1 protein-coding gene (only partly in view) is annotated in these 26527 nt (G+C 66.1%); it reads left to right on the plus strand.

All 26527 nt of this window come from inside a single coding sequence — locus OHB12_RS33240, LacI family DNA-binding transcriptional regulator (RefSeq protein ID WP_327114044.1), on the plus strand. Of the gene's 109764 coding nucleotides, 41468 precede the window and 41769 follow it; the stretch shown corresponds to coding positions 41469-67995 (codon 13823, partial, through codon 22665, complete); the first codon wholly inside the window starts at nucleotide 2. The start codon and the stop codon both lie outside this window.

Raw genomic sequence — 26527 nt, forward strand, 5'->3', positions numbered from 1 at the left:
GAGTGACGTCGAATGGCGACGAGTGGCCCGGTCCGGGCGGATCTCGCAGCTCGGGATGTGGATGGGCCGCCAAGCGGTGGCGGGTGAAAGCGGTGTCGATCCCGAACTGAACAGGGACCTGGCCCGGCTGCTCGCGGTCTCCCAAGCACGCCGCCCGAGCCAGGTACCCCGACCGGGTGAGCCGTTGGCCCAGCTGCGGCAGCTGGTCGAGCGAGCGGGGCAGCCGACCGAGTTGGCCCGGCTGGTGCAGCTCACCGAGTGGTTCCTGCAGTTGGATGAACGGGAGCTGACCCGCACGGCCACGCTGGACGAGGTAGGCGACGTGGCAGGAGTCAACCGGGCGACAGTGCACCGGGTGCTGTTCGAGGACGGACCGGTCTCCGGACAGACGAGGCAGCAGGTGCTTGTCGCGATGTGGTGGTCGGGTATGCCGGTCCCGGAAGCGTTGCAGGGCGATATCGACCTGCGGTTGGCGGCACGCCGATTCATCCCCGGACACTTCGAGGGCGGCCACTTCGTTCGTGGCGAGTTCATCGAACGGGAAGTCCGGGTCGAAGAAGTGCGCGCGCTGCGACTGCAGCTGTCTCAGATGCTCGGATTGGGAGTAAACCTGGTCGACCGGACCCGGGTCGAGGGCGAGTTGACCAGGATCGACGCCCAACCCGAGAGTCCGGAGAATCTCCGGCTCATCGAGTTGGCCGAACGATTCCTGGATTTCGGGGACTGGGAGGTGGACAAGCCGCCGGCGCTGGACGACGTCGCTGCGTTGTCCGGTGTCTCCAAGGCAGCGATACGCAAGCTGCTGTCCGGAAACGGTCCGACTTCGACAGAGCCCGCGCAGCGGGCATTGGTGTCGGCGTTGTGGCTGGGATATCCACTGCCGAGCGAGTTGATGAACGCGATCGATCCGGAGTTCGTGGCGCATCGGTTCGTGCCGCCACACTTCGGTGCGGATCAACTCGTCTCCGGTTCCTTCACCCCACAACCGTCTTCTCATTTCCGGTTGATCGATGCGACCGAAGACCCGGAGAGAGTCCCGAAGAAAGTTCCCGAGAGCGCATTCCGGCGAGTGCTCAACGGGGTCGAAGAAGATCCCGACATTGCACGCCGGGTGCAGACAACGCTGCGCGAGCACAAATTCTGGTATCAACGTGGGCGTTACGCGGGCCTGCCGCACTCCGCGTTCACGGAATGGACTGCGCCGAGCGATTCGACGGCCACACCCGACCGGTCCTGGCTGCACCGCCTCGACCTGTGCGGTCCGATGCTGTTGGCGGATATCTCCGCCGAATACCAGCGGCCGTACGGGCCGCTACCCGAGTCAGGGGAACTGGCAGGCACGCTGGTCAGCGACCTGGAGACTGCGCTGGGTGGGCAGCAGTCGATGGTGCTGGACGGTGGAATCGCCGAAGCCGCAGAGCGTTTGGAGGCTCTGGGGGCCGAGCGCGACGCGCAGGATCCCGGCAGCGGGGACGGAATCGCGGTTGCGGTGTTCATTCCGGCGCTCGAGGGTTCCGGCGAGCACGGCAGTCTGGGCCATACTGTGTGGCTGGTCCGGCGAGTCGGTTCGGATGGACCACGGATCGAGTTCCGCGACCCCGGCATGGGTGTATTCCAGGAGAACTTCGTTCCGGGACCCGAGACGCCAGGGCGACCGGTCACAGCGGTGTTCCTGGACAACACCGGCGACACGGTGGACCCGCAGGACGTGGTGGAACCGGGCGAGACAGTGGTGCTGCGCACCGAAGACTTCCGGGTTGCGCACTCCCGCGGTCGGCCCGGCGATGCTCCGACGGTGCCCGCGATCACTTCGAACCTCACCGCCGCCGACCGCGCCGAGGGTGTGGCCGCCTGGCAGGAGTTGCAGCGGCGGTTGGACACCGAGGTCACCGATGCGGTGCCGCGGGCGCAGGTGTTGCGGCAGGCGTGGGACGGGCTGGACGAGCAGACCCGGCAGCTGATCTTGCAGACCTCGGCCGAGCAGCTGCTCGGTGAGCAGCTGTCGGATGAGCTGGCGGATCAGGCACGCTGGGCTCGGCTGGCGTCGGAAATCGCCGCACTGCGCGAAGAATCACAGCTCCCGGGCACCGCGGACCGGGATTCGGCAGCAGAACCGCGACAGCAGTTCGAGTGGCGCGCCCGATTGTTCGGTGTCGCTGCGGCCGAGGTCCGAGCGTTCCTCGGCGGCGGGGAAATCGACCCGGAAACCGCGGCATTGCTGGACGGTATTGCCCGGGACCTCGGCTTCGAGCTTCCGGATCCCGGTCTGCAGCCGCTGTCGGGGTATCTGACTGCGGAAAGGCCCGCAGCGCCGGTGACTCTGGGAAGAGAGCCCAGTGCGACAGGTGAGCATCCTGATGCCTCGGTGATCTCGGACGAGGTGTCCGGCACGGTCGGCTACGCGACTGAGCCGGGACGGGGCCGGATCCGTCAGTTGCTGCGGGGAATTCCGGATCGGTTGCGTGTCTGGCTCGCCGGTGTCGCGACCACCGCCGACACGGCACCGGAACCGGTGGAATGGCCCGCAGACGGGGGGCACGAGCGGATCACGGACGAGACACTGCGGTGTCTACAGAATGCGTCGCTGCGGCAGCGGGATGCCGACATCCAGTCGCACGATGCGGCGCAGCGATACCGGGAAGCGGTGCGTCGGCTGAAGCTCGACGAAACCGACTCGGTCGAAGAGCATGTCGTCCAGGTCGGTGATCCCGCTACCGGCGACGCGGATGTGGCAGCGGTGCACCGGTTCCACGAGCTGCAGCAAGCGCGCATCTGGTTGGACGGGGTGAGCGCCGAGCTCAGCACGGCGTTGCTGGAGCGCACCGACTGGGCGTGCCTGATCCGGAACATGATGTCGAGTGTCGGTATCCCCATCGATGACGATCAGACCCTGGCGCACCAGATCGCCGAGAGCACCCAGCAGTGGGACGCCGGTAGGCGGCAGGAGAAAGTCACCGAGCTGGTGTCCTTGGAACGCGCTTTGGAGAAGCTGCGCGAGGCGGACGAGAAGATTCGCCGGTTCGGGGCGAAGCTGACGGAAGGCCTTGCCGAGCTTGCCGCCCCCGTGGTGTCTATGTCGACCGAGCACGAGGTCGGTGACGTCGCTGTCGCGGTACGGACGATTACCGACCAGTACGGCCCGGATGCTGTCGTCTCGGCCGCGGAAACTGCATCGGGGCAGACGAAGGATGCCCGATTGCAAGCCCGCACCCGGGGCCGAGTGGTCCGGTTGGGTGGCCGTCGGGACATGGCCGCCATGTTGCTGCGACTCGGGTCGGGTGCGTCGATCACGGTGCGTGAGTACGGTGCGTCCGTCGACGAGTACACGCTCGTCAATCACAATGACGTGATTGTGAAAGACGCCCGGGCGCACGGTGTCTACGAAGAGTTCAGCCTGACCGAGGATTCGCAAGCCGCGACTTTCGGGGTCGTGTTCCGCCCCGGCGGAATCCGGCTGCACCCGGTCGGGACACAATGGCACACCCCGCCGCAAACCGAGATCACCTTGTCCGCTCGGCGCAGAAGCCAGGTGCAGCAGGTGTTCGCCACGCATGTCGAACGCGGTCGGGAATGGCGACGGATCCGTGAGTTGGCGAGTCTGCTGAAGACCGACCCGAGCGGACTGGGCCTGGAGATGAGGCAACATCCGGAGTACGGGAAGATTGTCGAGGCTCGCCTGGCTGTGCTGCGGGCCGGACCGAAGGAGACGGCCGAGCTCGCCGTGCAGCTGGACGAAGCCTTGGCGGTCCACCAGCAGATCTCCCAGGAACTCGAGCAGTTGCTGGCGCTGGAACGCCGACGGTGGGTGGCGGTGTTGGCGCAGTTCGTCCTGCAGTCCAGGGTCAGTGCCGTGGAATCGTCCGGTGGTAGCGCCGGAAAACTGAGAACCGCCCTGGACCAAGTGAATCAGGAGGTCGAAGGGCTCGTCGACGAGCTGGATGCGGAGCTGGCCGCGCGTGCGCGGGTGGCGAACCCGGTGGATCCCGAGACGATCTCCCGCAATTTCTGCGCCCCGACCTCGGTGACGGTGATGTCGCTGCTCACCGGCAACCCGGATATCGAGTTGATGGACCATTCCACCGAACTCCGGGGTACCTACGAGGCTTTGACGATTGCGGCGCTCGGGGCGCAATCGCAAGCGTTCACCGACTACGAGGAATTGCGACAGGCCATCCCAGACGGTGGTTTCGCTGAGGTGACCGAACAATACGACGGGGGCGTGGGCGGCCACACCTTCGTGGTGGTGTCCTTTGCAGGCCTATTGCTGGTGGTCAACAACGGCGGTATCGAGCTGCACGATTACCCGCCGATGCCGCGCGGGAACCTGAAACCGATCATCAGTGCCTACATCTACAGCGAAACGGGCCAACCGGAGCGGGCGCTGTCGGGGTTCGCACGTCGCGAAGTTCGCAAAGTCGCAGAGCAAATGTCGGCGTTGGCTGATTCCGGGTTGGAACCTGACCTGCGCGAGGGCATCCTGAAGGCACTCGGCAAGGATGCCATCGCGGTGATGCAAGCGGACAACGGCAGCGGGACGTCGACTACTGCGGATCCGGTGATCCCGCACGCGTTGGCGTACTTACACACGCTGCTGTCCGATGAAGTCGACGACCGGCAGCAGGCGTCGCAACCGGAATCCGCGGCCGCCGATGCGGTCTCGGCAGCTGCCGTGGTGGGGATGCTGAGTCACACAGCGGACCAGCCGCCAATCCAGCCCCTCGGGGACGACGCGGACGGGACTACTGACGGCTCCCCGGAGCGGGACTTCTCCGAAACCGTCGGCAACCCGGAGCTGGCTGTCGAGTGGACCACCGAGTTGGGCCGGCAGCTCGAGGAGCGGGCGGAAGCGGCTGGGGTGGCACGTGCGGTGATCGCGCGGTGGCTGGCCGGTGGCGAGGTCGACGCCGAGGCCGAGGCGCTGTTGCGCGAGGCGGCCGCGGATGTGGACTACGACCTGCCGCAGTTGCCGATGTGGCGGGCGGTGGCGGTGGATGCCGATGTGCCGGTGCAGACGGTGCTGTGCGTGCTGAAAGGCATTCCGGTCACCGCGGACATCGCGCAGCAGGTGCAGCAGGCGGCGCAGCGGCGCGGACTGCTGTTGCCGCAGGAGACGGTGGTGGAACCGAATGCGGTGCAGGCACCCCGTTCGGGCGCGACGACTCGGGAAGTGGCTGCGGCGGCCGGGGTTTCGGCCGAGACGGTGCGAGAGGTGTTGTCCCGGCGCGGTCCGGTGCAGGACCCGTCGCATCGTCTCGTGCTGGCCGCTGCGCTGGCTCTGAACTACTTCGACCTGCCCGAAGGGTTGGCCACAGTGCGACAGCGGGCCGCGGCGATCGGTGAAGTGGCCGTGGTGGACGCGGACATGGTCGAGCTGGTGTTGGACGGACGGAACGGTGTCGACACGGATGAGGGTGCGCGCGTTGTCGATGCCGTCGCACTGCTGGCCTCAATCGTCGAATCGATCCACACGCTGCCGGTGAACCCGGCGCCGGCGGAGCCGAGCCTGACCGTGCGTGTCCTGCCGGGCGGGATGAACCTGCTGGAGCTGTTCACGCAGGAACTGGACGAGCGGCTGCACGAGCTGGGTTGGGACGCCCGACAAGCCGCGCCCGCACTGGATCTGGTGCGCAACGCCGGGCGCGACGTGCTGGTCTACCTGGAAAGATACGTCGCGGCAGTGGCGGCGGTGGTGAGCCGGTCGCGCGACGTGGAGTTGATCATGCGTCGGCTCTCGGCGGTGCTGACGCTGCGGATATCCGCGGACGAGAATGGTGCGCAGTCACTGCATGTCTCGGTCGACGCCGACATCTACCGGCCGCCACTGGATGCCGAGTCCACCAGGTACCGTCCGTCGCGGGGCGCCGAGTCCGACGCCGATTCGTCCAGTCCGCCGTTGGATGCCGGTTCCGCCGTCCACTTCTACAACAACCTGATGGACCTGGCGTTCGCGGAATTCCAGGGATTCGACCAGCTGCACCGGGAAAGTCGGATGCCGCTGTCGGAATGGGCGCAGGCGGCAACCGATGTCACCTTCGAACAGTGGGGTGAGGCGTGGGGCGACTTCGGTGGGCCGAGTGCGACCGGGCTGGAAACGACAGTCCTTAGCGGACCCGAAACTGCCGCGCGGACCGAGGCATACGAGGCGAAGGCGGAGCTGGTCCAGCGGCTCTACCGGGAACACCACGTTCGTCTCGAGGGCTGGGAGGATCCTGAGGTCCCGGTGGCAGCGGTGGAATCTATGGTGCGTGCGATCGGGGACCGGACAGCCGAATACGGCGGCCGGGGCACGCTGCGGGTGGTGGTGATCACCGACATGCCAAGGGTCATGGACAAGTTCGGGGCGACGCGGACTCCGATCGCCAAGCACCGCCGGTTCGGCCTGCGCGGCTACCAGGAAACCCGATACGGGGTCATCGAATTCAACCGGAAATTGGTCGTCGATCCGGAGGCGGCGGCCAAGGCGCGCAAGCTGCGAGGCGCCTTCAACGACGAATCCGATTCGCCGGAAGATCTGTACTACCACGCCGTCAGCAGCGCGTTCATCGATGGCATGCTCGTCGATTTCGACGACCGCATCGCGGATCGATCCGATTCGTCGCAAGAGCATTACTACCACGCCGACAGTCGTGCGCTCTTCGATGGCGTCGTCGCCGATGACGACGCCGGCGTTCGCTTCGCCGACATGGTGGCGGACAAGCTCGAGGGTGCTTTCCAGCATTACCGAGAGCGCAAGGTACTGGGGTCCAGTTTCGGTCGGTGGCAGTTGCGTCTGCCCGGATTTTCCACCCACTATGTCGGTGACAACTACGGGCTCTACCCGGCGGATTCCTACGCCGAGGCGGCGGTGTCCGGTGCGTTGGATCCGTCGCTGCCGCTGACCGATCCCGCTCGGATCGTGCACTGGACGTCGGTGACCCGGGACGGGTCTTCGCCTGCGGAGACGTTGGCGAACTGGGCGCAGTGGCATGCCGAGTTGCGCGGCGGTGTCACCGACCGGTTGGTGAGCGCAGCGCGGAACCTGACCACACGCACCCTGAATCTGATTCCGGGTGTGGATCTCGCGGACTACCGCAGGCCCGGTGGGCCGCCAAGGTTGGCGGTGAATCAGTGTGGTCCGTTGTTGTTGCGGGATGTCGCCGCGGAATTGGAACTGGACCTGGATATCCCGGGCAATGTCGGTTTGGCCGGGATGGTGGTCCGGGACATCGTCAACCGGATCGGTGGTCGAGAACAGGAACTGACCGGTGGCGTTGCCGAAGCTGTGGCTCGACTGAATGCTTTGGGTGAGCAGCTCCACAGTCGGAATCCCGGTAGTGGCGACGGTATCGGTGTGTTGATTTTCGACCCGACTGCGTCGGGTCGGGGTGGGAACAACGACCTGGGCCACGCCTATTGGTTGGTGCGTCGGGTGATGTCGGACGGTTCGGTGCGGATCGAGCGCCGTGATCCGGGCGAGGGTCAGTTGCAGGCGAATTTCGCTGTGCCGCGAGATGTATCGGACGGCCCGGTGTGGGGTCTGTTCCTGGACAGCCAGGGCAATGCGGTGCAGGTGGACGGGGCCGTCGAGGAGACCGGGCGGCGGGCGGAGTTCGCGGTCGGTGCCACACCGCCGGACCCGGCGGATTCTGCCGCGTCGCTCGCCGAAGTCGGGGACGGGAGTACCGACCTCAGTGCTGATGTCGGCCGTGATACCTCGGTGTCGGGTCCGCCGTCGCCGGAGCGATTCGAAAACGAGCTGCGTCGGCTGCACGAGTTTCTGAGTCGGCAGGCCAGGACCGAAGAACACTGGCGCCGTGCTCCGTTGACGCTTGATTTCGACGAAGAGACCGCGGTCGGGGTGCATCACCCTAAGTTCGGCGGGCCCATAGCGTATTCCGTTTCCCAGAACAATGTCGACAGTCAAGTCGAATCGCTGTTCGCGTATGGCTATTGCCACTGGTTCGCTGCCGCGTTGCACAATGTGACCGGCTGGGACATTGTGACCATCGATGGGCAACGCTCCGACGGGGAATACGGGTCTTTGCACAGTGCCGTGCGAACCCCGGATGGCGACCTGCTCGATATCACCGGGCGCAACAGCCTGGACACGCTCATGGCGCGATACGGTGGAACCGATCACCGGGTGGTTGACGTGCTGCTGATGCCCGGTGACGTGATAATCGGCAACGAAGCCCGGCGCGGTGACGAGTTCTGGTGGGCCGCTGACGAGCACATCGATTTCGTCGAGGTCACCAGTCATTTCGTGCGGCATGTGTTGCGAGAGAACGATTATCCCGATCTCGCCGACACGGCGGCCGCTGACTCCGACCCGTCCGCGATTGATCCGACACGGATGAGCTACCGCAGGTTGGCAGGGCTGCAACGCAGGCGCGCCGAGACCGCGGAGACATTGGCCACGCTGTCAGGGAAAGCCCCGGTGGCGTTGACGCCGGAGCGGATGGACGCTGTGGGCGCCGAGCTGCGGAAGCAGCGCAATCAGGCCGCACTCGACGTGTGGTCACGGGTGCGTGAACTCGACCGGGTGATCGCCGAGGGGCGGGAATACCATCGGCTCGATTCTCGAAAGGAACTGATCGAATACTTACAGTCCACTCTCGAGCAGATACATTCGATGTATCAGTCGGAGGAGGCCCGCTTCGTCAGCCGTCGAGAGGACTACCTCGAGGGACGCCCTCGGGACGCCGAGCGGCTGGGAACGGGCTTGGATGTGCTCGACCAGATAGCCGAGCTGCGTGCCCGAATGCAGCGACGGCGCCCCGGCGTGCTCGGACGACGGCTCGAACGCAGCCAGAGCTACCGGCTACTCGAGGACATGGCTGCGACCGTCCGCGAACGCGAGTACTTGACTCGGCTGTTCGCGCTGATCACAGGGCGCACCCGCGCGCTTGATGCGCTCGTCGAGCGGCGTCGGATGGCAGGGGTCCGGCTGGAGACGGTGCGGTCACGATTACGGGAACTGTCCGAGCACACCGAGGGGCAGTCGCTGCCGGACGAGCTGGCCGACACCCTCGCCGAGGAACAGCGCTTGGTCGGCGAAACACACCGTCTCGACGGTGAAGTGGACGCCGCGCTGGTCCTCCTCGCCAGGCTCGTGCAGGAGGATCCCGCCGTCGCCCCGTTCACGCGACGCGGCCGGTTCGGGAGGCGGGACGCCGAGATGGTCGTCCACCTCGAGGGCGCGGCGTCGAAGAACTGTTTCGTCGATTCGGGGGTGGGAGTCTGGACCGCGGTGGGCGTCGAACCGCCCGCCGAACTGGCTGGCTTCGATGCCGGGCTCGCCGGGATGGACCCGGCCGACGGCGCGACGAAGATGCGCGCGGGCTGGCACGAGGAAGAGCTGACGACGCGGGCGGTCCACGATCATGTCGCTGAGCACGGTGGGGCTGTGCTCATGGCGGTGACCTTCCAGGGGCTGACCGAAATCAGCGGTTTCGGGCATGCGGTCCTCGTGAAACGGGCTGCGAACGGGTCCGTCGTGGTCGTAGAGGACGGTCAGGAAATCCCGTTCGACACCTGGGCGCTGCGCCGCACGGTGATAGACCAAGTGTTCGCGATCATCGTCAACGAGGACGGTGCGGCCGAGCACCCGTTGGCCCCCGGCGAGAAGCCGCGGTTCGTACCCAAAGGACTCGAGAAGGTACGCCTCGGCGTCCGGCCGGAGGACCTGCAACCCCCGACCAGCACGCCGCCGGATCCGGCAGTGCAGACGCCGCGCCCGACAGTCCCGATCGACCCGACCGCGGCGGTGGACCAGGGCTTCCGCCGGGAGCCCTGGGCAAACCCGACCCGGCGCGTGCTGGCGATGCACTTGGCGCGAGCGAAATCGGGAGATGCTGCGGCTAAACAATTCTTCGCCCGGCTGATTTTCCCGGATGCCATGGCGATGGTCGCTGATCCACGCGCTATAGATCTGGTTCGGGAAGCCATTGACGACGCGATCGCCACTGCGGACCAACATCGCTGGCGGCTGCAAAACAACAAGAACGTCCGCGATTGGTTGTTGGGTTTCACTCGCCGCGCAATCGATCGCCGGATCGCCGAACGGGTACGCGACTTCGCGGTGCAGCAGGTGCGACCCGACATCGACAGCGAAGACCCGGATTCGTTCGCCGCGGCATCCATGGGTATCCAGGCGTTGGCGTCTGCACCGGTGGTGGTCATCGGCCACGTGCTGAACAACGTGGTGACCCGGCCGCACCGGGAGTGGCTGCGGCAGCACATCGGCTTGGGATTGTCGGACGGGACGAGAGGAAACATCGCTGCTGCCCGCGCTTTGGCTTCCGCGGTGATCACCGCGTACCCGATTTCGCTGAATGACTTGCCCGAGCCAGGAACCGCGCAGCATCTTCTGCTGAATCATCTTGTGAGCGAAAGATTCCCGGATGAAGTAGTGCAGGAGCTCGGTGGCGATCTGGTCCGGTTGCAACAAGCTGCGACAGAGGTGACCGGGCGCGACAAGGAATATTTCAACTTGCACTTCCTGCGCGGCCTTTCCCGGGAGGCGGCGTTGAAGGTCATGGGAGTTGCGGACCTGCGATCCTTTATACGATGGGAACCGGTCATCACAGATCAGCTGATGATCGCGTTGCTCCCGATTCCCGAGCCACCGGTTGTCGATATCGCCGGATGGGTGGACGGGCTACCCGGTGCAGGTGCCGAGTACGACAGCCTGAGCGCCAGAATTACCGAGGCATTGGCTCCGTCGCTGAGACAGTTATTCACCGGTGATCTTGCGAAATTAGCCTTGGCTGCCGAGAAACTCTCTCCGCAGCAGCGCGCTATCTTCTACCAGACGATTTTGAAAGACAAATCTGTACGCGACGTCAGTCGGGCATTGATGCTGACCCGGAGGACGACGCACAGATTGAAGGGCGTTGCCCAGGTACGACTTGCCGAGATACTCGGCGAGGCTCGGCAGGAAACAACCGCGACCGAGCCGAACGGAGCCGAGAGCTGGGCCGTCGGTGCAGTGGTGGACGGTGATGACACCCGGCATACGACAGTCGTCGATTCCGATCGGCCATCCACTGTGCAGGATCTGGCCACGGCGGCCGGGTTGCCGATGCCGACGGTCATTCTCGTCCTGAACAACAAGGCGGTCATTCCGCGTTTCCACGAACAAGTTGTGAAAGCCGCGCGCCGGATCGGATATGTCCTTCCTGACGAAGTCGCCAGGCAACAGCGAGTTCCCCAGACGGTCACCGCACGCAACGTCGCGAAAGTTGCCGGAGTGCGCTCCCATGTGGTGCTGCGCATGGCGCAGGGGGAACCCGTCCCTGCGACTTTCCGAGACAGGGTAACGGCTGCCATGACGGAACTCGAATACGAGTTCCGTGACGGTGAAGTGGTTCCGATCCACGGGTATACCCCGGAATTCCGATGGAAGGAGTTGTCCACGGAAGCCGGAGTCGCATTGTTTGTGCTGTGGCGCGTGCTCGGTGGGTTGCCCGTGCCGGAGGCAATGCATCGAGCGGTTGTCGAGGCGGCGGATCGGCTTGGTCTGGTGCTGCCAGCGGAGATTGTGGCTACCCAGGTGTTCGAAGAACGGCCACCCCGGCAGCCGTTTCTTCGGTCCTCGATGGTGGTCGACCAGGTCCATCGGGCTCAGTTGGAGTTGGAACGGGAGCGGTTGTACGAGCTCCCGGCCACGCCGGAGAACCTGGCCGCCTTGGCGGAATTGGACGCCTGGGAGGACCGGTTGACGGTGGCCGAACGCTGGGCCTCGATGCTGCCCGGACATCCGTCGGTGCGGTTGCTGCGATTCGCCCTGCCCGGGCAACCCGGTTCCATGATGCTGGTGGTCGGCGACGGCAAGGCCACCGAAGCGGTGGACTTCCGTGTCGCCTCCGCGACTGCCGCGGATTCGGTGCACCGCAACGAAGCCGGGTTCGGGCCCGCGGACCCGGATCTGGTGCATGTCATGACCAAGGCGGCCGAACGTGGGCCGGGTTCGCTCTCGGTGCTGCGGTCCGGGCCGGCCGAGACCTTGGTGCGGGATGTCGTGGACTTCCTGGCCGACAACACCAACCGCGATCGACTGCGGTTGGTGTTGTCCGGTGACATCACCGAAGGACTGCGACAGCAGGTCAGTCAGGCTGCGCGGTTGCACCTGCGAGTGCTCACGGTGCCGACGCAGCCGAATGCGCCCGCGGCGTCGCCATGGCCGAGCGACCCGATCCGAGTGGTGGCAACTGCACTGGAATGGGTCCGCCGATCGGGATCGACCGATTTCGAAACACTGTGGCGGACCATGCCGCCGTTTGTGCTCGAGTTGTTGTTGTCGTCGGATCACGCGCCGCGAGTGCACTCCATGGCCGCCGACATCGGGGTTGTGCTGCCGCAACTGCCGTTGTGGAACAGGGCCGCGGACGGTGCCGAGTTCCCGGTGAGCACTGTCGCGGCGCTGGTCGGCGGGTATCCGGTGCCGGCGGACATTCGCCGACTGGTGCATGACGCCGCGCGGGCACACGGCCTCACCCTTCCGGAAACAGCGGAAACCAGGGCGCAGTCGAGTGCCACCGACGCGGATGTGGCTCTGGCGGCCGGTGTGGATGTTGTGACGGTGCGTCGGGTGCTGGCACATCGCGGGGCGCCGGTGCATCAGGTGGAATGGCTGGTGCTCGCGGCCGAGTTGCAGCTGCGGGGCGAGCTGCCCGCGCGGCTGCGCGAGCTGGGCATCACCTCGAACGCGATCTCCGTGTCCGCGGTGATTCCCAAGGCAGTAGTGGACGAGGTGTTGGCGGGTGAGCTGTCGCCGTTGTCGGGGCCTGGCCGCGAGGTGTTCGACGCGATCGTGCGGATCGTCACCCGGGTTCAGGTACGGGGGCGTGCAGACAATGCCGGTGCCACCGCGCCGTCGGTGCCCGCCGCGGCGGTGGAGCCGACAGAAGGCCCCGCTCACACTGCGACGCGGTTGCGGGCGATCGTCGCCGAGGTCGGCCCTCCGCCTCCGCTGCCGGGCACCGACTGGGTGATTTCGCCCGCCCAGCAACTCGCCGACATCAGAGTCCTTTCACAGCAGTCGGATTCGAAGGCCGCCAAGGTTGCTGTGGGAGCCGGGGTGTCGTGGTCGGCGGTGTACCGGCTGCTCATGGGGAGGAAGGTGGCTCCTACGGATCGGCTTGCGATTGCGCAGGCGGCGGTCGAGCTCGGATACAAGGTGCCGAAGTCGGGTACTGCCGAGGCGGTTGTCTGGTTGGCCGGTGTGGATAGCCCGGAAGTCAGCGATCTGAAGCACGGCAAAAAAGCCAGGCTCCACGAGCGTCAGCTGCGCTCTTATACGGCGGCGCGTCTACTCGGTTTCCCGTTGCCGCAACTGCCGTTGTGGGTGGCGATCGCCGGCGAGACCACAGCATCGGTCCGCCATGTGGTGGCTGCTCTCGAAGGCCATTCCATCCCGGCGAGGTTGCGGCGGGAGATGTCGGTCGCCATGCGGCGACACGGGCTGGTGCTGCCGGTCGTAGGCGAAACCGAGCTCGAGGTGACGGACGAGCATGTTCGGGTCGGTGCCGGGGTGGCTGTAACAGAGCAGGTTGCGGCGGCGTTCGGCGATGAACAGCTGGGCAGAAACCGGCTCGAACAGTGGAGGTGCCTGTCCGCGGCCGTGCAATTGGGTTGGCAGGGAATGCCCGAAGAGCTGCGAGCGGTATTGGAGCGCCCCGCGGCGATCGCCGCGGAAACCGGGCTGTCGCAGGCAATCGTGCAGCAGCTACTCGATGGTCGGATGTCGATGAGCTTGCCCACTGGAGCGAAGGTGCTCGACACCATCCGCCGGATGGTGTCTTCGCCCGCACCGGAGGTGAGTTCGCCCAGCACTCGGATGTCGAGTGCGCTCGACGGGGTTTCAGAAGTCGGTGACGGTGCGGTCGAGAGCACTGTCGAACCGCAGCCGGAACAGGATGAAGTCCCACAACTGAAACTGCCTCCCAAGGCCAAGGCGGTTACGGTTGCGCGCGACGCCGGGGTGGCAGTCGAGGTTGTCGTCGCGATGCTGGCCGGTGAGGACATCAGTGATGTCGAGCGGGAAGCGATCCGGCGGGCAGCGCAGGCGCGTGGTTATCCGGTGCCGGGGCCGGGAACGCGAAATGCGGTGGCGTGGCTCGTGGGGGTCAGCTTTGCCTCGGTGCGTGTCGTCAAGAACGGGATGTCAACCACGGGTCTGCCCGTGGGCGCGGAGACCGTGCGGCGGATCCGGGAGGCTGCCCGGCGGGTTGGCTACCGGTTGCCGCAGCTGCCGCTGTGGACGGCGGTGGCGGCGGAAACAGGGGTCACGGTACGGGCGGTGCAGGCTGCGGTCTTCGGGATGTTGACCGAGGGTGCTGCGCTGCAGCGGATCCGAGCGGTAGCGGAAGATTACGGCCTGGTGTTGGCGAACCCGAGCGCGCACGCTTTGCCGGAGCATGCGTTGGCGCGGGTCGGAATCAATGCGGTGGCGCAGGCCGCCGGGGTGCGCGTTGCCGAGGTCACCGATGCTCTCCAAGGCAATACCAGGACCGGCCCACAGCGGGCGCTGATTCTGACGTCGGTGGTGCGGCTGCACTGGGCCGATATGGACACCGCGCTGCGCGACATCGCCCGGAAGGCTCAGGTGTCCCCGGACACCGTCACCGAGGTGCTCGCTGGAACCGTGGTAACCGCCTACGGCGACGGTGCGGAGGTAGCGCGCGCGATCCGGCAGCTGGTGTTCCCGAGCGGGCGACCCGGTGGCTTCGGCCTGTTCACCACCATCCTGGGGCTGGCCGGACTGATGGCGGCGCAGCAGTTCCCAGGCGGCAGCGGCGGGAACCGGGGGTCGGAGCCGGTCCCGAACGGTGTCGGGGACGGGACGGCTGCGCGGGTTCCCGAGCCGAGCCTCGCCGAGCTGGTGGATGCGGCTCGACAAGGCGACCGGGACGCACTGCGTGCGCTTCGGAAGAAGTTCGACGGATCGGTTCGTGGGGGGCTGGCGGCCAACAACATCACCGACAAGAACGTGGCAGGGCGGTTGCGGGAGCGGGCGCACGACCGGATACTCGCCGAACTGGTACCCGAGGATGACGGGATCGCCACAAAGGTCGGCAGTCTGGTCGACTCGGTGGTCAAGGAACACCGGCAGTGGCAGTCGCGTACCGAACGCATGTGGGCAGCGTTCGCCCATCCGCATGTCCCCAAGGTCAAGGGCGGCCGGTTGGCCGGTGTCGCACCGGAAATCCTCGATACCGTTCTTGACCGGCTGACTCCGGAACAGCGGGGAATCCTGCGGGAGCTCTTCCCGCTGGACCGGGAATTGCCCGCGGAGCGGGTGACTGCGGCCCTGGAAGAGGATTTCGTCCGCGAGGCGATCCGCGATTTCGTTCACGACGTGACGCTGTTGGCCAACCCCTATGCGCTGATGCGGGATATCGGCGATCTCATTCGGGAGGACCAGTACCCGCTTCGGGAGGATCCCCGGTATCCCGCCGTCGAACCCGAGGAAGGCCGGCGGTGGCAGTCGTTCACCGAACGGGTGTGGGCGGCGTTCTCGCATCCAGACGCTCCCGAGGTCACGCGTGGCTGGCTGGCCGGTGCGCTACCGGAAAACCTGCAGTCCGCTCTGGATCGGCTGACTCCGGACCAACGTGAGATCTTCCGGGAGCTCTTCCCGCTGAACCAGGAAGTGCCCGCGGAGCAGGTGGCCGCGGCCTTGGAAGAGGATTTCGTTCGCGAGGCGGTCCGCGATTTCGTCCACGATGTGCGGCAGTTGGTTGTCCGATTCGACGAACCTGTCGAATCCTCCGGGAACTGGCAGAGCAGGCGGGAAAACCAGATCGCCGCGCGCAAGGCGGCGGCACCTGCCTCGGCGCGGGACCGGGTCGCATCCGAGCTGCTGGTCAAGGAGATCGCGGCTGCGATTCACGAGGCGTACCGGGACCTGTACCGGCGGGCCGACGGCAGCCACTCCCCGCAGCTGCGCACCCGCACGGGTGAGCCGATCGGGACCGAAACTCCGGAAAGCGAACTGGTCGATATCGCGAGCCTGACCTATGCGCAGCTGCCACCGCATTGGCGGCTGAAGAACCGGGTGCAGGCGCGGGAGGCGTTGCGGCTGGTGATGGCCGCCGAGGCGAACGGTGCGGATCTACGCTCCCCGACGGCGTTGGAGTTCATCGCCGCACAGCTGCAGGAGCAGTGGGTGAACCCGGAGGTGTTCGCCAGGAAGCTCGGCAAGAGCACCGCCGCGGACGAGCCGAAGACCCGGCCGTTCGAAGGTTTGACCTCCGATGAGGAGCTCGCCGCTCCGGAACGCGTGAAGAGCATGACCGCCGCCCGGATGGCGGTCGAGATATTCGAACCACCCAGGCTGAACCAGCTGGCCTGGCAGGAACGTCGAACGGAGGTGCTCGACCGGGTCGAGGACCTGGTGCGCTGGCACGGCTGGGGCGACCGGGAAGGTCCAGGTCGGGCCGATGCCGTGTTGGCCGCCGATCCGAACAAGCATGGGCGGGCCGCCAAGGCGTTGGCTGCCACGCTGGATGCGATCTTCTCCGACAGCCCGCACGCGCGGGTGGAGATGCGCCCCCGGATTGTCGGCGAAGCCGGTGGTCGCCGACTGCAGATCGACCTCGAGCTCATCGGGGCGCGGCTGACCGAGGCTTCGTTGGCGACTGTCGCTGCCGATTCCGAACGGTGGCAGCGGGGGGAGACCCCCAACCGGCGGCGGGACACGCTGCGTTTCGAGTTCTTCGAGCGCCCTGCCGAGGGCCGTGAAGTGCCCGGATTCGAGCAGCACGAAGAGGTCTTCGGAATCGGTCCGGATGTACGCGAAGCGGACGTCAGCAAGATGCGGCACTGGCTGCGCGACTTGATGCTCGAGCGCGGCTGGACGCGCGACAGGACCTACGACACCACCGTCGCGATGTCCGAATGGGGCGGTAACGCCATGAATCACACGGACGGTCCGGTGAAGCTGCGTGCCACCTTCACCTCGGACCGGGTGTTGGTGGAGGTATTCGATACCAGCCCGGAGTTCCCACCGGCACTGCCGCCCAGCAGCAAGTCGGCGGCGCAGGAACAGCTCGACGCGGTGGCCGAGGGGACCAGCCAGAAGGCCATCGATTCCGTCGTGCTGGACGCGAGTCTGGGTGTGACGGCGGCGGAACCGGATGCGGAATCGGCCGCCGAACCCGCAGGGGATACTGCGGCTGCGATTGATCTGGATGCTGTTCTGGAGGGTCTGGGGGCTGATGACGCTGATTTCGGGGATGTGCCGGATGCCGTGTCGGTGGAGTCCGACGCCGAGTCGGCAACAGACGCTGCGGCCGCGATTGATCTGGATGCTGTTCTGGAGGGTCTGGGAGCTGATGACGCTGATTTCGGGGATGTGCCGATTGCCGTGCCGGTGGAATCGGATGCGGAGTCGGCTGCGGCCGCTGGTGAATCTGATCCGGCCGCCACCCCGGAAGTGGCGGCGGAGCACCACAAAGCGTCGAAGATCGAGGAGAAAAAGCACGAACGGGGCCGGGGCAGGCGGCTGGCCATGCAGATGTCGGACCGCGTCGGTGAATACCCGCTTGCCCCTGGGGAGCACGGGCCCTACCGCAAGGTGATGTGGTTCAGCAAGTTCAAGGAGGACAGCACGCAGCCGCTGCCGGTGGACCCGGCTACCGGCGACAGATTCCCGGAGACCCCAGCGGTCAGACCGATCACCCGCACCGAAGAGCTGCTCGGCGACGAGGTGTTCTGGGTGGGCGACGAGATCGGGAAGGTCTGCGGCCGCGAAGTGCAGCTGGCCTTCTGGGCGCTGTCGGGAGGCAAGGGCAACCCCGTCGAGTGGAGCGACGAGCTGTTCCTGAACGGGATGAGCGCCGAGGACTTCGCACGCGGCCTTGGCGCCGGGTGGCGGGAAGCCCCGTTCGGGCATGGTGCTGCCGGGATGCAGGCGGTTTACGACGCGATGCAGGCCGAGGGTCCCGACCGCCGTGGCGCGATCGCGGTGGTGGCGGACCACGGCGAACTCGGCGCACACGCCGCGATGTTCATGCGCGTCACCGAAAACCTGCTCCGCGAACACCCGGAACTGCGGGACGTGGCCGTCGGTGACCTGGTGGGATTCGACAACGCACACGGCGGGTGGATCGTCGGGGAACAGGCGATCGCCCGTTGGATGGGGCAGCTGGCCGAGGGCGACCCGGTGATCAAGGGCATCGAGTTCGACGAAGACCTCGACGCGGTCGTCGATGTCGACATCCGCCCGACCGCAGGCGTCGTCGAGCTGATCGGTGCCCCGGTGGACCCCGAGGCGATGAAGTTCGCGGATCTGACGTTCGGCGGTGACCGGACCGACGCGGTCGTGCACTCGCGGCAGAATTCGGCCGACGGGTTGCCGAGGACCGCCGAGGACCTGGGCGCGTCACCCTCCGCTGCCACGTCGCTGGAAGGGATCGCGGCCTACTGGAGTGGCACTGCTGCCGTCGCCGCTGCTACAGGTGCTCTCGGCGGAGCGATCGGGCCGGACCGGGCACGGATCCTCTCCCTTCTTCGCGAGTACGGCCATGACGGGAACGCAGGTTTCTCGCTGACCGATCTCATCAGACAGGCCGTGACGAACTGGTCCGGGGACTCGGCCGGGCAGTTCGACGGGCAGGTCGGCTACGTTTCGCTGCGGCAGGCTGTGGACGAGACCGGTGACGATGGGCTCGACCAGTTCCAGTGCGCCCCGAAGGTGGTCGACGACGTCCGGACGCAGACCGGGCGCGAGGACATCGTGCCGCTGCCACGAGCCGGTGCGGCAGGTACGTACGTCAGCGCCGTGGAATCGGCCCTGGCAGGCGTCGATCCGACTGCCGACCCGGCCGAGACCGGGGTCGGTCCGGACGATGTCCGGCGCTCGCAGCAGTTGTCCGGCGTCGACGAGGCCTGGCGGCTGCTGAAAGCCAACGGCCGCGACGGCGATTCGGTGCTGGTCTTCGAGCCAGCCCACCTCGGCAACGGCTCGCACACCGGTCTCGGCCACGCCTACCGCCTGGTACTGCACGTGGAATCCGACGGCACCCGCCGGGTCGAGAAGCGCGACGCGGGCGTGACCATCGATGACTTCACCCCGTCTGCCACGGACCCGATCGGGCGGGTGCTGGCGTTGTTCGTCACCGCCGGCGGGGAGACGCTCTCGGTGACGGACGAGCGCGGCGGTGTCGAACTGCGCAGCGACGACGACGCTTTCGCGGTCGGCCTCGTGCTGGACACCACGAAGGACATAGTGCGGGAGTTGGCGGATTCCGTACCCGGAAAGCCGGCAAGTCCGGTGTTGGACGCTGACACTCCGCTCCGGATCAGCCATCGTCCGACGCTCCAAGGCCACACTGACGGATCGTTTGTCTATGACCTCGTGACAGCCGAGATCGCGACCCGAGGCCTGGATCACGCATACCAGGCCAAGGCGCTGATCCATGAGCTTGTGCACGCCGAGCTCTTCCTGTCCGGGAAGACTCCGCACCCGAGCACAATGACTCGGGAAGAATATGTCTATGCCCGGATCCGGGAAGAGGCATTGGCATTTGCCCGACAGGCGTGGACGGTGCAGGCCTTGCGGGCGCTCGGATACCCGGCCTCGCTGCGCGAGGAAGAAAGTCTCTATCTCAAAACCTTCGACGAAGCTTATGCGAAAGCCGGGAACGAAGACTCGACCCTGTCCAAGGACGATTTACGAAACAGGGCCCATGCGGAGGGATTGCAAGCCCTACAGAAGCGGTTGAGCATTCCGAATTACTCCTACACCCGGGCAGCCGAACAAGATTGGGACACCTTCGATGAAGAAGCCCATCTGCTGCACAAGGCGACCACGACGGAGATCGCCGAGCAGCTGAGAGAGCTGGCGCTGCAGAAATTCGCTGCTGCCCGCGATCTGCAGGTGGTTGACCGCTCGGCTGCCGCGGAGTCGGAACGGTTGGCTATGACATCACCGGATGCGATGTCCGAGCGTGATGAGCGCCGCCACGAGCAGGGGGTCTTGATCCTGCGTGATCTGGTCGCGTTGCGCTCGCAGACGGCTGCACGCGCCCGCAAAGCCGCTCATGATCTGGAACAGCTGGCCGTGGGCGACGTGATGACGGCGTATACCAAGAAACTTCAGGGCCGACCAGTGCATCATCAGGCAGTGCTAGTGTCCGGCGGCGCGCGAGAGCGGCTGCTTATCGCGTCGGGCAGCAGCGATTATGTCCGGATTCTCGACGAAATCAAGAGTGCCAGACCGGGTCTCGCTCGAAACATCGACCGCGGCCAGGTCGATATCGAGTATCTGCGGGTCACGGTCGATTATCAGGGGGTTGTGCTGGCCGGTCGGATCAGCACACCACAGACCGCCTCCCGAAACGAGGAGCCGGAAATTTCACGGCTCGATCTCGCCGAGAAAGCATCCCAAGAGCGAACGGAACGAGTTCTTCGGTTGCTGGCCCGGACCCCGACCGGGCAATGGGCTGCGGAAATTTTGGCGGACAACGGTATTCGCTTCTTGATCGAGGCAACACGACGCGAACAGTTGTATCCGGCACGAAAAACCTTGATTCTCGATGCCGGTGCCACCGACGAGGAACTGATGGCCGCGATGGTACGCGCGGCCGGCTATCTGGACCTGGAGCGCAACCGGGAGCAAGGAACGGCATCCCGGATCCGGATGCAGATGTCTCGCGACGATTATGTCGACCAGATGCTCGACGAGGAAACCGCGGCGCACATCATGGGAATTGACGCGCTCCGGGAGCTCGGACGATCTGATCGGGATATCCAGGAAACCCCGGAGGAGAAGGTGTACAACGCCGAATCCGACGGGGATGCGGCGTTCGAAGCGTTGCGGGAGTTCCTGAGGCACCGCACACCGATGTTCTCCAGCCGAACCTACTCGGAAATCTACCTCGATTCCTGGGACGAAGCGCACGGCAATATTCCGGAAATCGATGTCGTATTGGATGCGAACACGGTTGCAGCGCGAAAAGCAGCAGTAGTCGAGGAATGGCAGGAAGCGGAACGTGCACTTTCTCGGGCGCGTGGCGAGTTGCCCGAGTTGTCGGCAAGAAAGTCGGCGGATCTCGCCCTGTTGTCGGTGAACCTGGAAATGCTGCGGCGGGATCCGAGCCAGGCCGACCTCGTTCGCCGAGCCGATGCTTTCAACCACGCGCAAGCATGGTTCAACCGGGTGTGCGACATCTCTGCCGGCTACCAGCACTGGGAGGATTTGCACGCCGAACACGATCAGGCTCGGACACGGTTGGCGGCCTTCCTCAACGAGGATCCGGATGCGGTAACCACCTCCTCGGCGGCTCGACTGCTGATCAAGGCGAACACCGAACTGAAGGGAACCGCGGCAGGCGACCGTATGAAGGAGCTGTGCGAGCAGTTCTTGGCCTTCCCGCAACAAGATGCGGCCGTCCGTCGGCTGGATGCGCGCGGTCTGGCCGCGCTCATGGAGACCACGCCCACGCAGCCGGTCGAACCCGATGTTTCTGCTCCAGAACCGATGCCGGCCACGGCGTCGGACGCTACACGCGATTTCGCCGCCCAGCGGAAGGCAGCCGACCAGGCTCGGTTGGTGGAGATGGTGGACGCGCTACCCGGTCTGTCTGTGCAGACCAGGGCTGCGATCGTGTCGCTGGGCAACAAGATGCTGGCTTCCGGAACACTGGTCGGAAGGCTCGAGCGCAGTGGTGATACCCATCGCTTCCAGCTGCGCGCTACCGACGGTAGCCCTTGGACTGACATCGAGGTCGTCGATGGGGTGGTGACGGTGCGCACCCATCTGCGTGCCGACCAGAGACGACGGGTGCTCACCGCAAACGAGTTGCTTTTGGATCTGACCTCGGGCTGGAGTGACCGCAAGCGCGCCACCGACGTGTACACCGCGGTGACCCGCCGTACGTCGGCGATGAAACTGGCTGGCGCCGATGGTGAATTCACCATGGAACTGTCCGAGGAAGGCCTGGATGTCATTGTCGCAACCCGCGAGCACGGCAACCTGGCCATGTACTTCGACCAACCGGTTGGGCTGAATGTCACATCGCACCCAACGGATCAGCGGAATGTGCCATTCAGTCCAATAGCGCAGGTGCCGGCAGGCGCGACGGCAAAGCCCAGGCCGCTGGTCCGGTTGTGGGAGCAGCATGCGCAAGTGTTGGCGCAGCTGGGCGAGAACCCGTTGCTGGATCCGCGGTCGTCGGAGCGGTTGCTGTTGCAGCAGGCGCGGGAAACCGCTCGGGAAGAGTTGTTGAAGAGTGGGTTCCATCCGAACCAGGTCGCCTCCGTAGTGCAGATGCAGCGTGTGGTCGCGTCGTTGCGCGCTCGCAACGGTGCGGTGGCGCCGGACTTGGAGCAGCCGTTCGAGCTGATGATCCAGCTGGAAGAGATCGAACGGCGGCAGCTCCTGGTGCGCAGGCTCGCCGCACTGGAACCCGAGTTCCACGCTGTCTCCGAGCAATTCCGACAGGGTGCGGCCGAATACGAGAAGCTGAGCCGGGCCCACCAGCTGCTGTTCCGCGTGGACGGGCTCGCCGCACAGCTATTGGATGTCCGTGATCCGCAACCGCAGCCGAATCCGGTGCGCGGTTTCACGGTCGAGGAGACCCTGGCCCGGCACAAGGTCGCAGGGGTGGAGCAGTTGGCCGATCCGGCGGTCGAGGCGAGGCTGCGGCGGGAGCTGACCACGGCGCACCAGGCGACGACCCGGTTGTTGGGCGTAGACCCGATGCGGTTGAGCGACAGCTACTTGGAGGCAATGGCGGCAAGCCCGAAGCTGCATTGGACGAGGGCGGCGCAAATTCTGGCGACCGACCCGGAGAAAGTCGGCGCGCAGGACTGGGCAGACGCGATGACCAGCCGGCGGCGCGATCACCGGGCCGAGCGGGTCACCCGGTTCCAGGAGCTGCGGGAACTGGTCGCGGCAATCGACAGGATGCACGCCGCCGAGGACCGGGTGCGGCAACTGCACGCCGACCTGGCCGTGGCGCTGGACGAATCCCCCGACGCCGAGGTGACGGTCAACCAGTGCGGCCCGGACAACCTCAGAGTGCTGCGTAACACCACCAGCAACCCGAACGTCCGGGTACTGAGCGCTGGGTTGGCCGGGGTGACCGTCGGTGAATACGCCGATGCGGCGAATGAGGCCACCCCGCAGCACTTCCCGCTCTTCCAGGACAACCCGCACCGGATCGTGGAGCAGGCATTCCGGCTGATGTTGTCGCGGATGGACAAGGCCGACCGCAACGGCGCGAGCGTGCACGTGCTCTACGGCTCGCAATTCTCCGACCGCTACGGGGTGACCGTGCACGTGGGTCAGCTGGTGGCCGAGTACGACGAGCACACCGACAAACTCGTCATCCACCCCAGCGACCCGACCAACGGCACTTTCGGCCAATACCCGGTGGTGGACGCGGACAGCCTGTCCAACATCTGGGCGATGGCCTTCGACCGCAACGGCAACGTCCTCACCTTGCCGGGGGAAACCCCCGGCCCGGACCCACGGAACCTGCGGGTGGGCCAGGCCGGTCCGGTGGATCCGGCGGCACAGCCGCCCGGGTTCGCGCGGCACGCGGAGCTGATCGCCGAGTTGTCGCGGCAGCTGCGGCTGAAGCCGGGACAGCTGACACAAGTCCGGCTGCGTGAGGCGCTGGCGATCCTGCAAGGCGGGATCGGCGCGCTCGGTCGTGAGCAGTGGCAGGAATTGTCGCGCAATCCGGACGTGGCCGCCCGAGTCGCGGCTTGGCTTGGCGGCCGGGTGCGGTTGATCGCAACCGCACAGACACACCAGGAAAACTCGAGCAAGGCCAGTGCGCGGTCGACAGAGTCCCGCATCAGGTTGTTCGAGCGACTCCAAGGCGCAATTGCCGCGGGCACCGACCGGTCGAACCATGAGTTGCGACAGATCCTGAGTACCCTGTCGAAGGCCGATTCGCGCGCGGACGATGCACAGCACCTGCGGACGGAACCGCGACAGGCAGTGGCGCTCGTGTCGCCGGAACTGGCTGATCTGATCGATCGCTATTCGGCGGTGGAGCACTACGGATACCGACCTGAACAGCTCACGTCGTTCGTGGAGACCGCGGAATCGCCTTCTGAGCCGGCACCGGTTGTCCAGCAAGAATTCTCGGCCGATGTCGACGACGTCCAGGCCTTCGACGGTTCGCTGCGCCCGGCCGTGGCGCTGGAATGGGTGTGGTCGGCGTGGCAGAACGGGGCGCTGTCGGCCACGGACTTGGACGGACTGGATTCCTTCCGGAGCGAATGCCTGCGTAGGTTGCTGGAGAGCGGCTCGCGTCGGTACATCGCCGCGATTTCTCGGACAGTGAACCGGCACCGGGATGCGGTCGCCGTTGCCGTGTTGCGGGGCGCGCTCGAGTTGGCCGAGAAGGTGCCACCGCAGCTGCGCGTTGTCCAACGTGCGCCGGGGAAGGTCAATGTCCTCGAAGTCGCGGCCACCGCAGGGGTGAGCAAGGCCGCTGTCGAGCGGGCGTTCAGCCACGCCACCTCGATCACCGAGGAAAACCGACAGCGAATCCTGCAGGTGGCCGAACGGCTCGGATACGAGCCGCCGAAACGACGGCAGTCGGACATAGCAGTGGCCGATCAGGGCGTCGGGATCCCGACGGATGTTCCGGCGGCCGGTCGAGTCGCGACTGCCGACCTGCCGGATCTCGGTGCCGAAACCACCACTTTCGTCTTCCCGAAGGAATTCCGGGAAGGCCCGTTGTTCAACTGTGCACCGCCGATGGTGACGTTCATCAACGAGTTCCAGGCCGAGATCAAGGCAGTAATCGGCCCAGGGCTGGACGATTCGCGAGATGCCCGGGAACAGGGCGTGCTGGAAGAGGCGATCGCGCGTGGGGTCGGGTTCGAGTGGAAGAACGACGGTTTCGGGTTCGGCGCGGCCGGGTTGCGCACTGCGTGGGATCTGGTCAGGAATTCGAAGAACCGCCTGGCGGTGGCCGGGGTTATGGAATTCGGCGACGAGGGCGCGCACGCGTTCGGGATGAAGAAGCGCGCCGACGGCAAGGTCGAAGTGTTCGAGATGGTCGGCGGGAAGGAGCAGCGCTGGGTCGGCGACGAACAGGTGCGGCAGTGGTTCGACTCGCGGGCGGAGATGAAGCCGGGCCGGATACTCGGCATCGTCGTCGGCGAGCGGGTCGAGGGGCAGCCGTTTGTCGAGGGCCGGGACCGGAAGGCGATTATCGCCCGGTCCGCGCCGCACGGCCGGGTCCGCGGGCTGCGGTTCGGCCGCCGCGACAGCGGGCAGGCGGGCGCGGTGGCCGGGTTCCTGTCCCGCATCCGCGGGCAAGTGGCCACCATCTGGCAGCAGCGGAAACTGCTGTCGCAATGGCCCGCCGCGGTGGCCCTGTCCCGTGCGGGCTTCCGGGTCGAAGGCGGGGAAGAACTGCGCCTGGACGGCGAGGTGTTCGAACCGATCACGCCACGTGAGGTCGGGGTGAACGGACTGGGTTCCTGGGTCGAGCAGGTCATGGAGGAAGCCCGGGCTCGGCGGGTTGTGCTCGACCTGAACGATGTCACGGTCGAAATCCCGGATCTGGTCCGGCTGCTGGGCGACCGGCCGATCGTAGGGCTGCACGAGGTCGTCGCCATCGACCGATTCGGCACCGTCGTGCAGCTGGGCCCGGAGGACCTCGCCCCGGCGCAGGACGGCACCACGCAGCGGCCCGAGCCCACCGACAACAACGACGACGGGCCTGATTCCGGGGGCAGCGGAGTCGGCGACGGAGACGGGCCGCCGCTGCCGGAACCGGAGCCGGAGCAACCGTCCGATGGGCTGCTGCCGCAGCCGTTGGTGGTATTGCGCCGCGATGACGTGCAGCGGCTCGAGCGGCTGCAGGCGGAGCTGTTGACCAGCCGGCCCGAGGAGGCGCTGAAGCCGGAATCGGTGGCGCGCGACTCGCTGCGGGAGCAGTACTTGCGCCTGATCACATTGTTGGAGCAAGGCAGTGACCTGAAGCAGGGTTCGTTGTCCGATCCACAACGGTTGCAACGGGAAGTGGACGCACTGGGTAAGGACCGTGTGCGATACCAGCAACTGGAGTCGAAGCTCGGTCCTGCTGTGCAGCAGTTGCTGCCGCTGGTCCGACTGCACAGGGACATGCAGCGCTTCGCCGAGGCCGATCGGCTCGCCGCGCGTATCGGGTGGATCGACCAGCTGGAAGGGCGGCTGGACGAGGAATTCCGCAAGGGTGTGCACCGCGCGGAATTCCTGGAACACGCCGAGACGGTTGCCGAGATAGCCGAGCTGGCGCAGCAGCGGGCGGAGATCCTCGATCGGGAACCTACCCCGGTCCAGGTGTTCGGTGACGCCAAATATGGTTGGCCGTCCGGGCATTCGCGTCCGAGCCAGGAAGCCGAGGCGAAGCTGCGGGAGCAATTCTCCGTCGCCGGAGTCGAATTGGAGATGGTGCTGGACGCGGCAGGCGTGTCCGGGGTGGACCTGGACACCGTGACCGCGGCGCAGGTGCCTGCGGAACTGGCACCGCAGGTCGGGGAATTCGGGCGGATGCGCACGCTGGTGACGATGTTGCGCCAGCTCGAC

This window comes from Nocardia sp. NBC_01730 (assembly GCF_035920445.1).
Lineage (GTDB): Bacteria > Actinomycetota > Actinomycetes > Mycobacteriales > Mycobacteriaceae > Nocardia.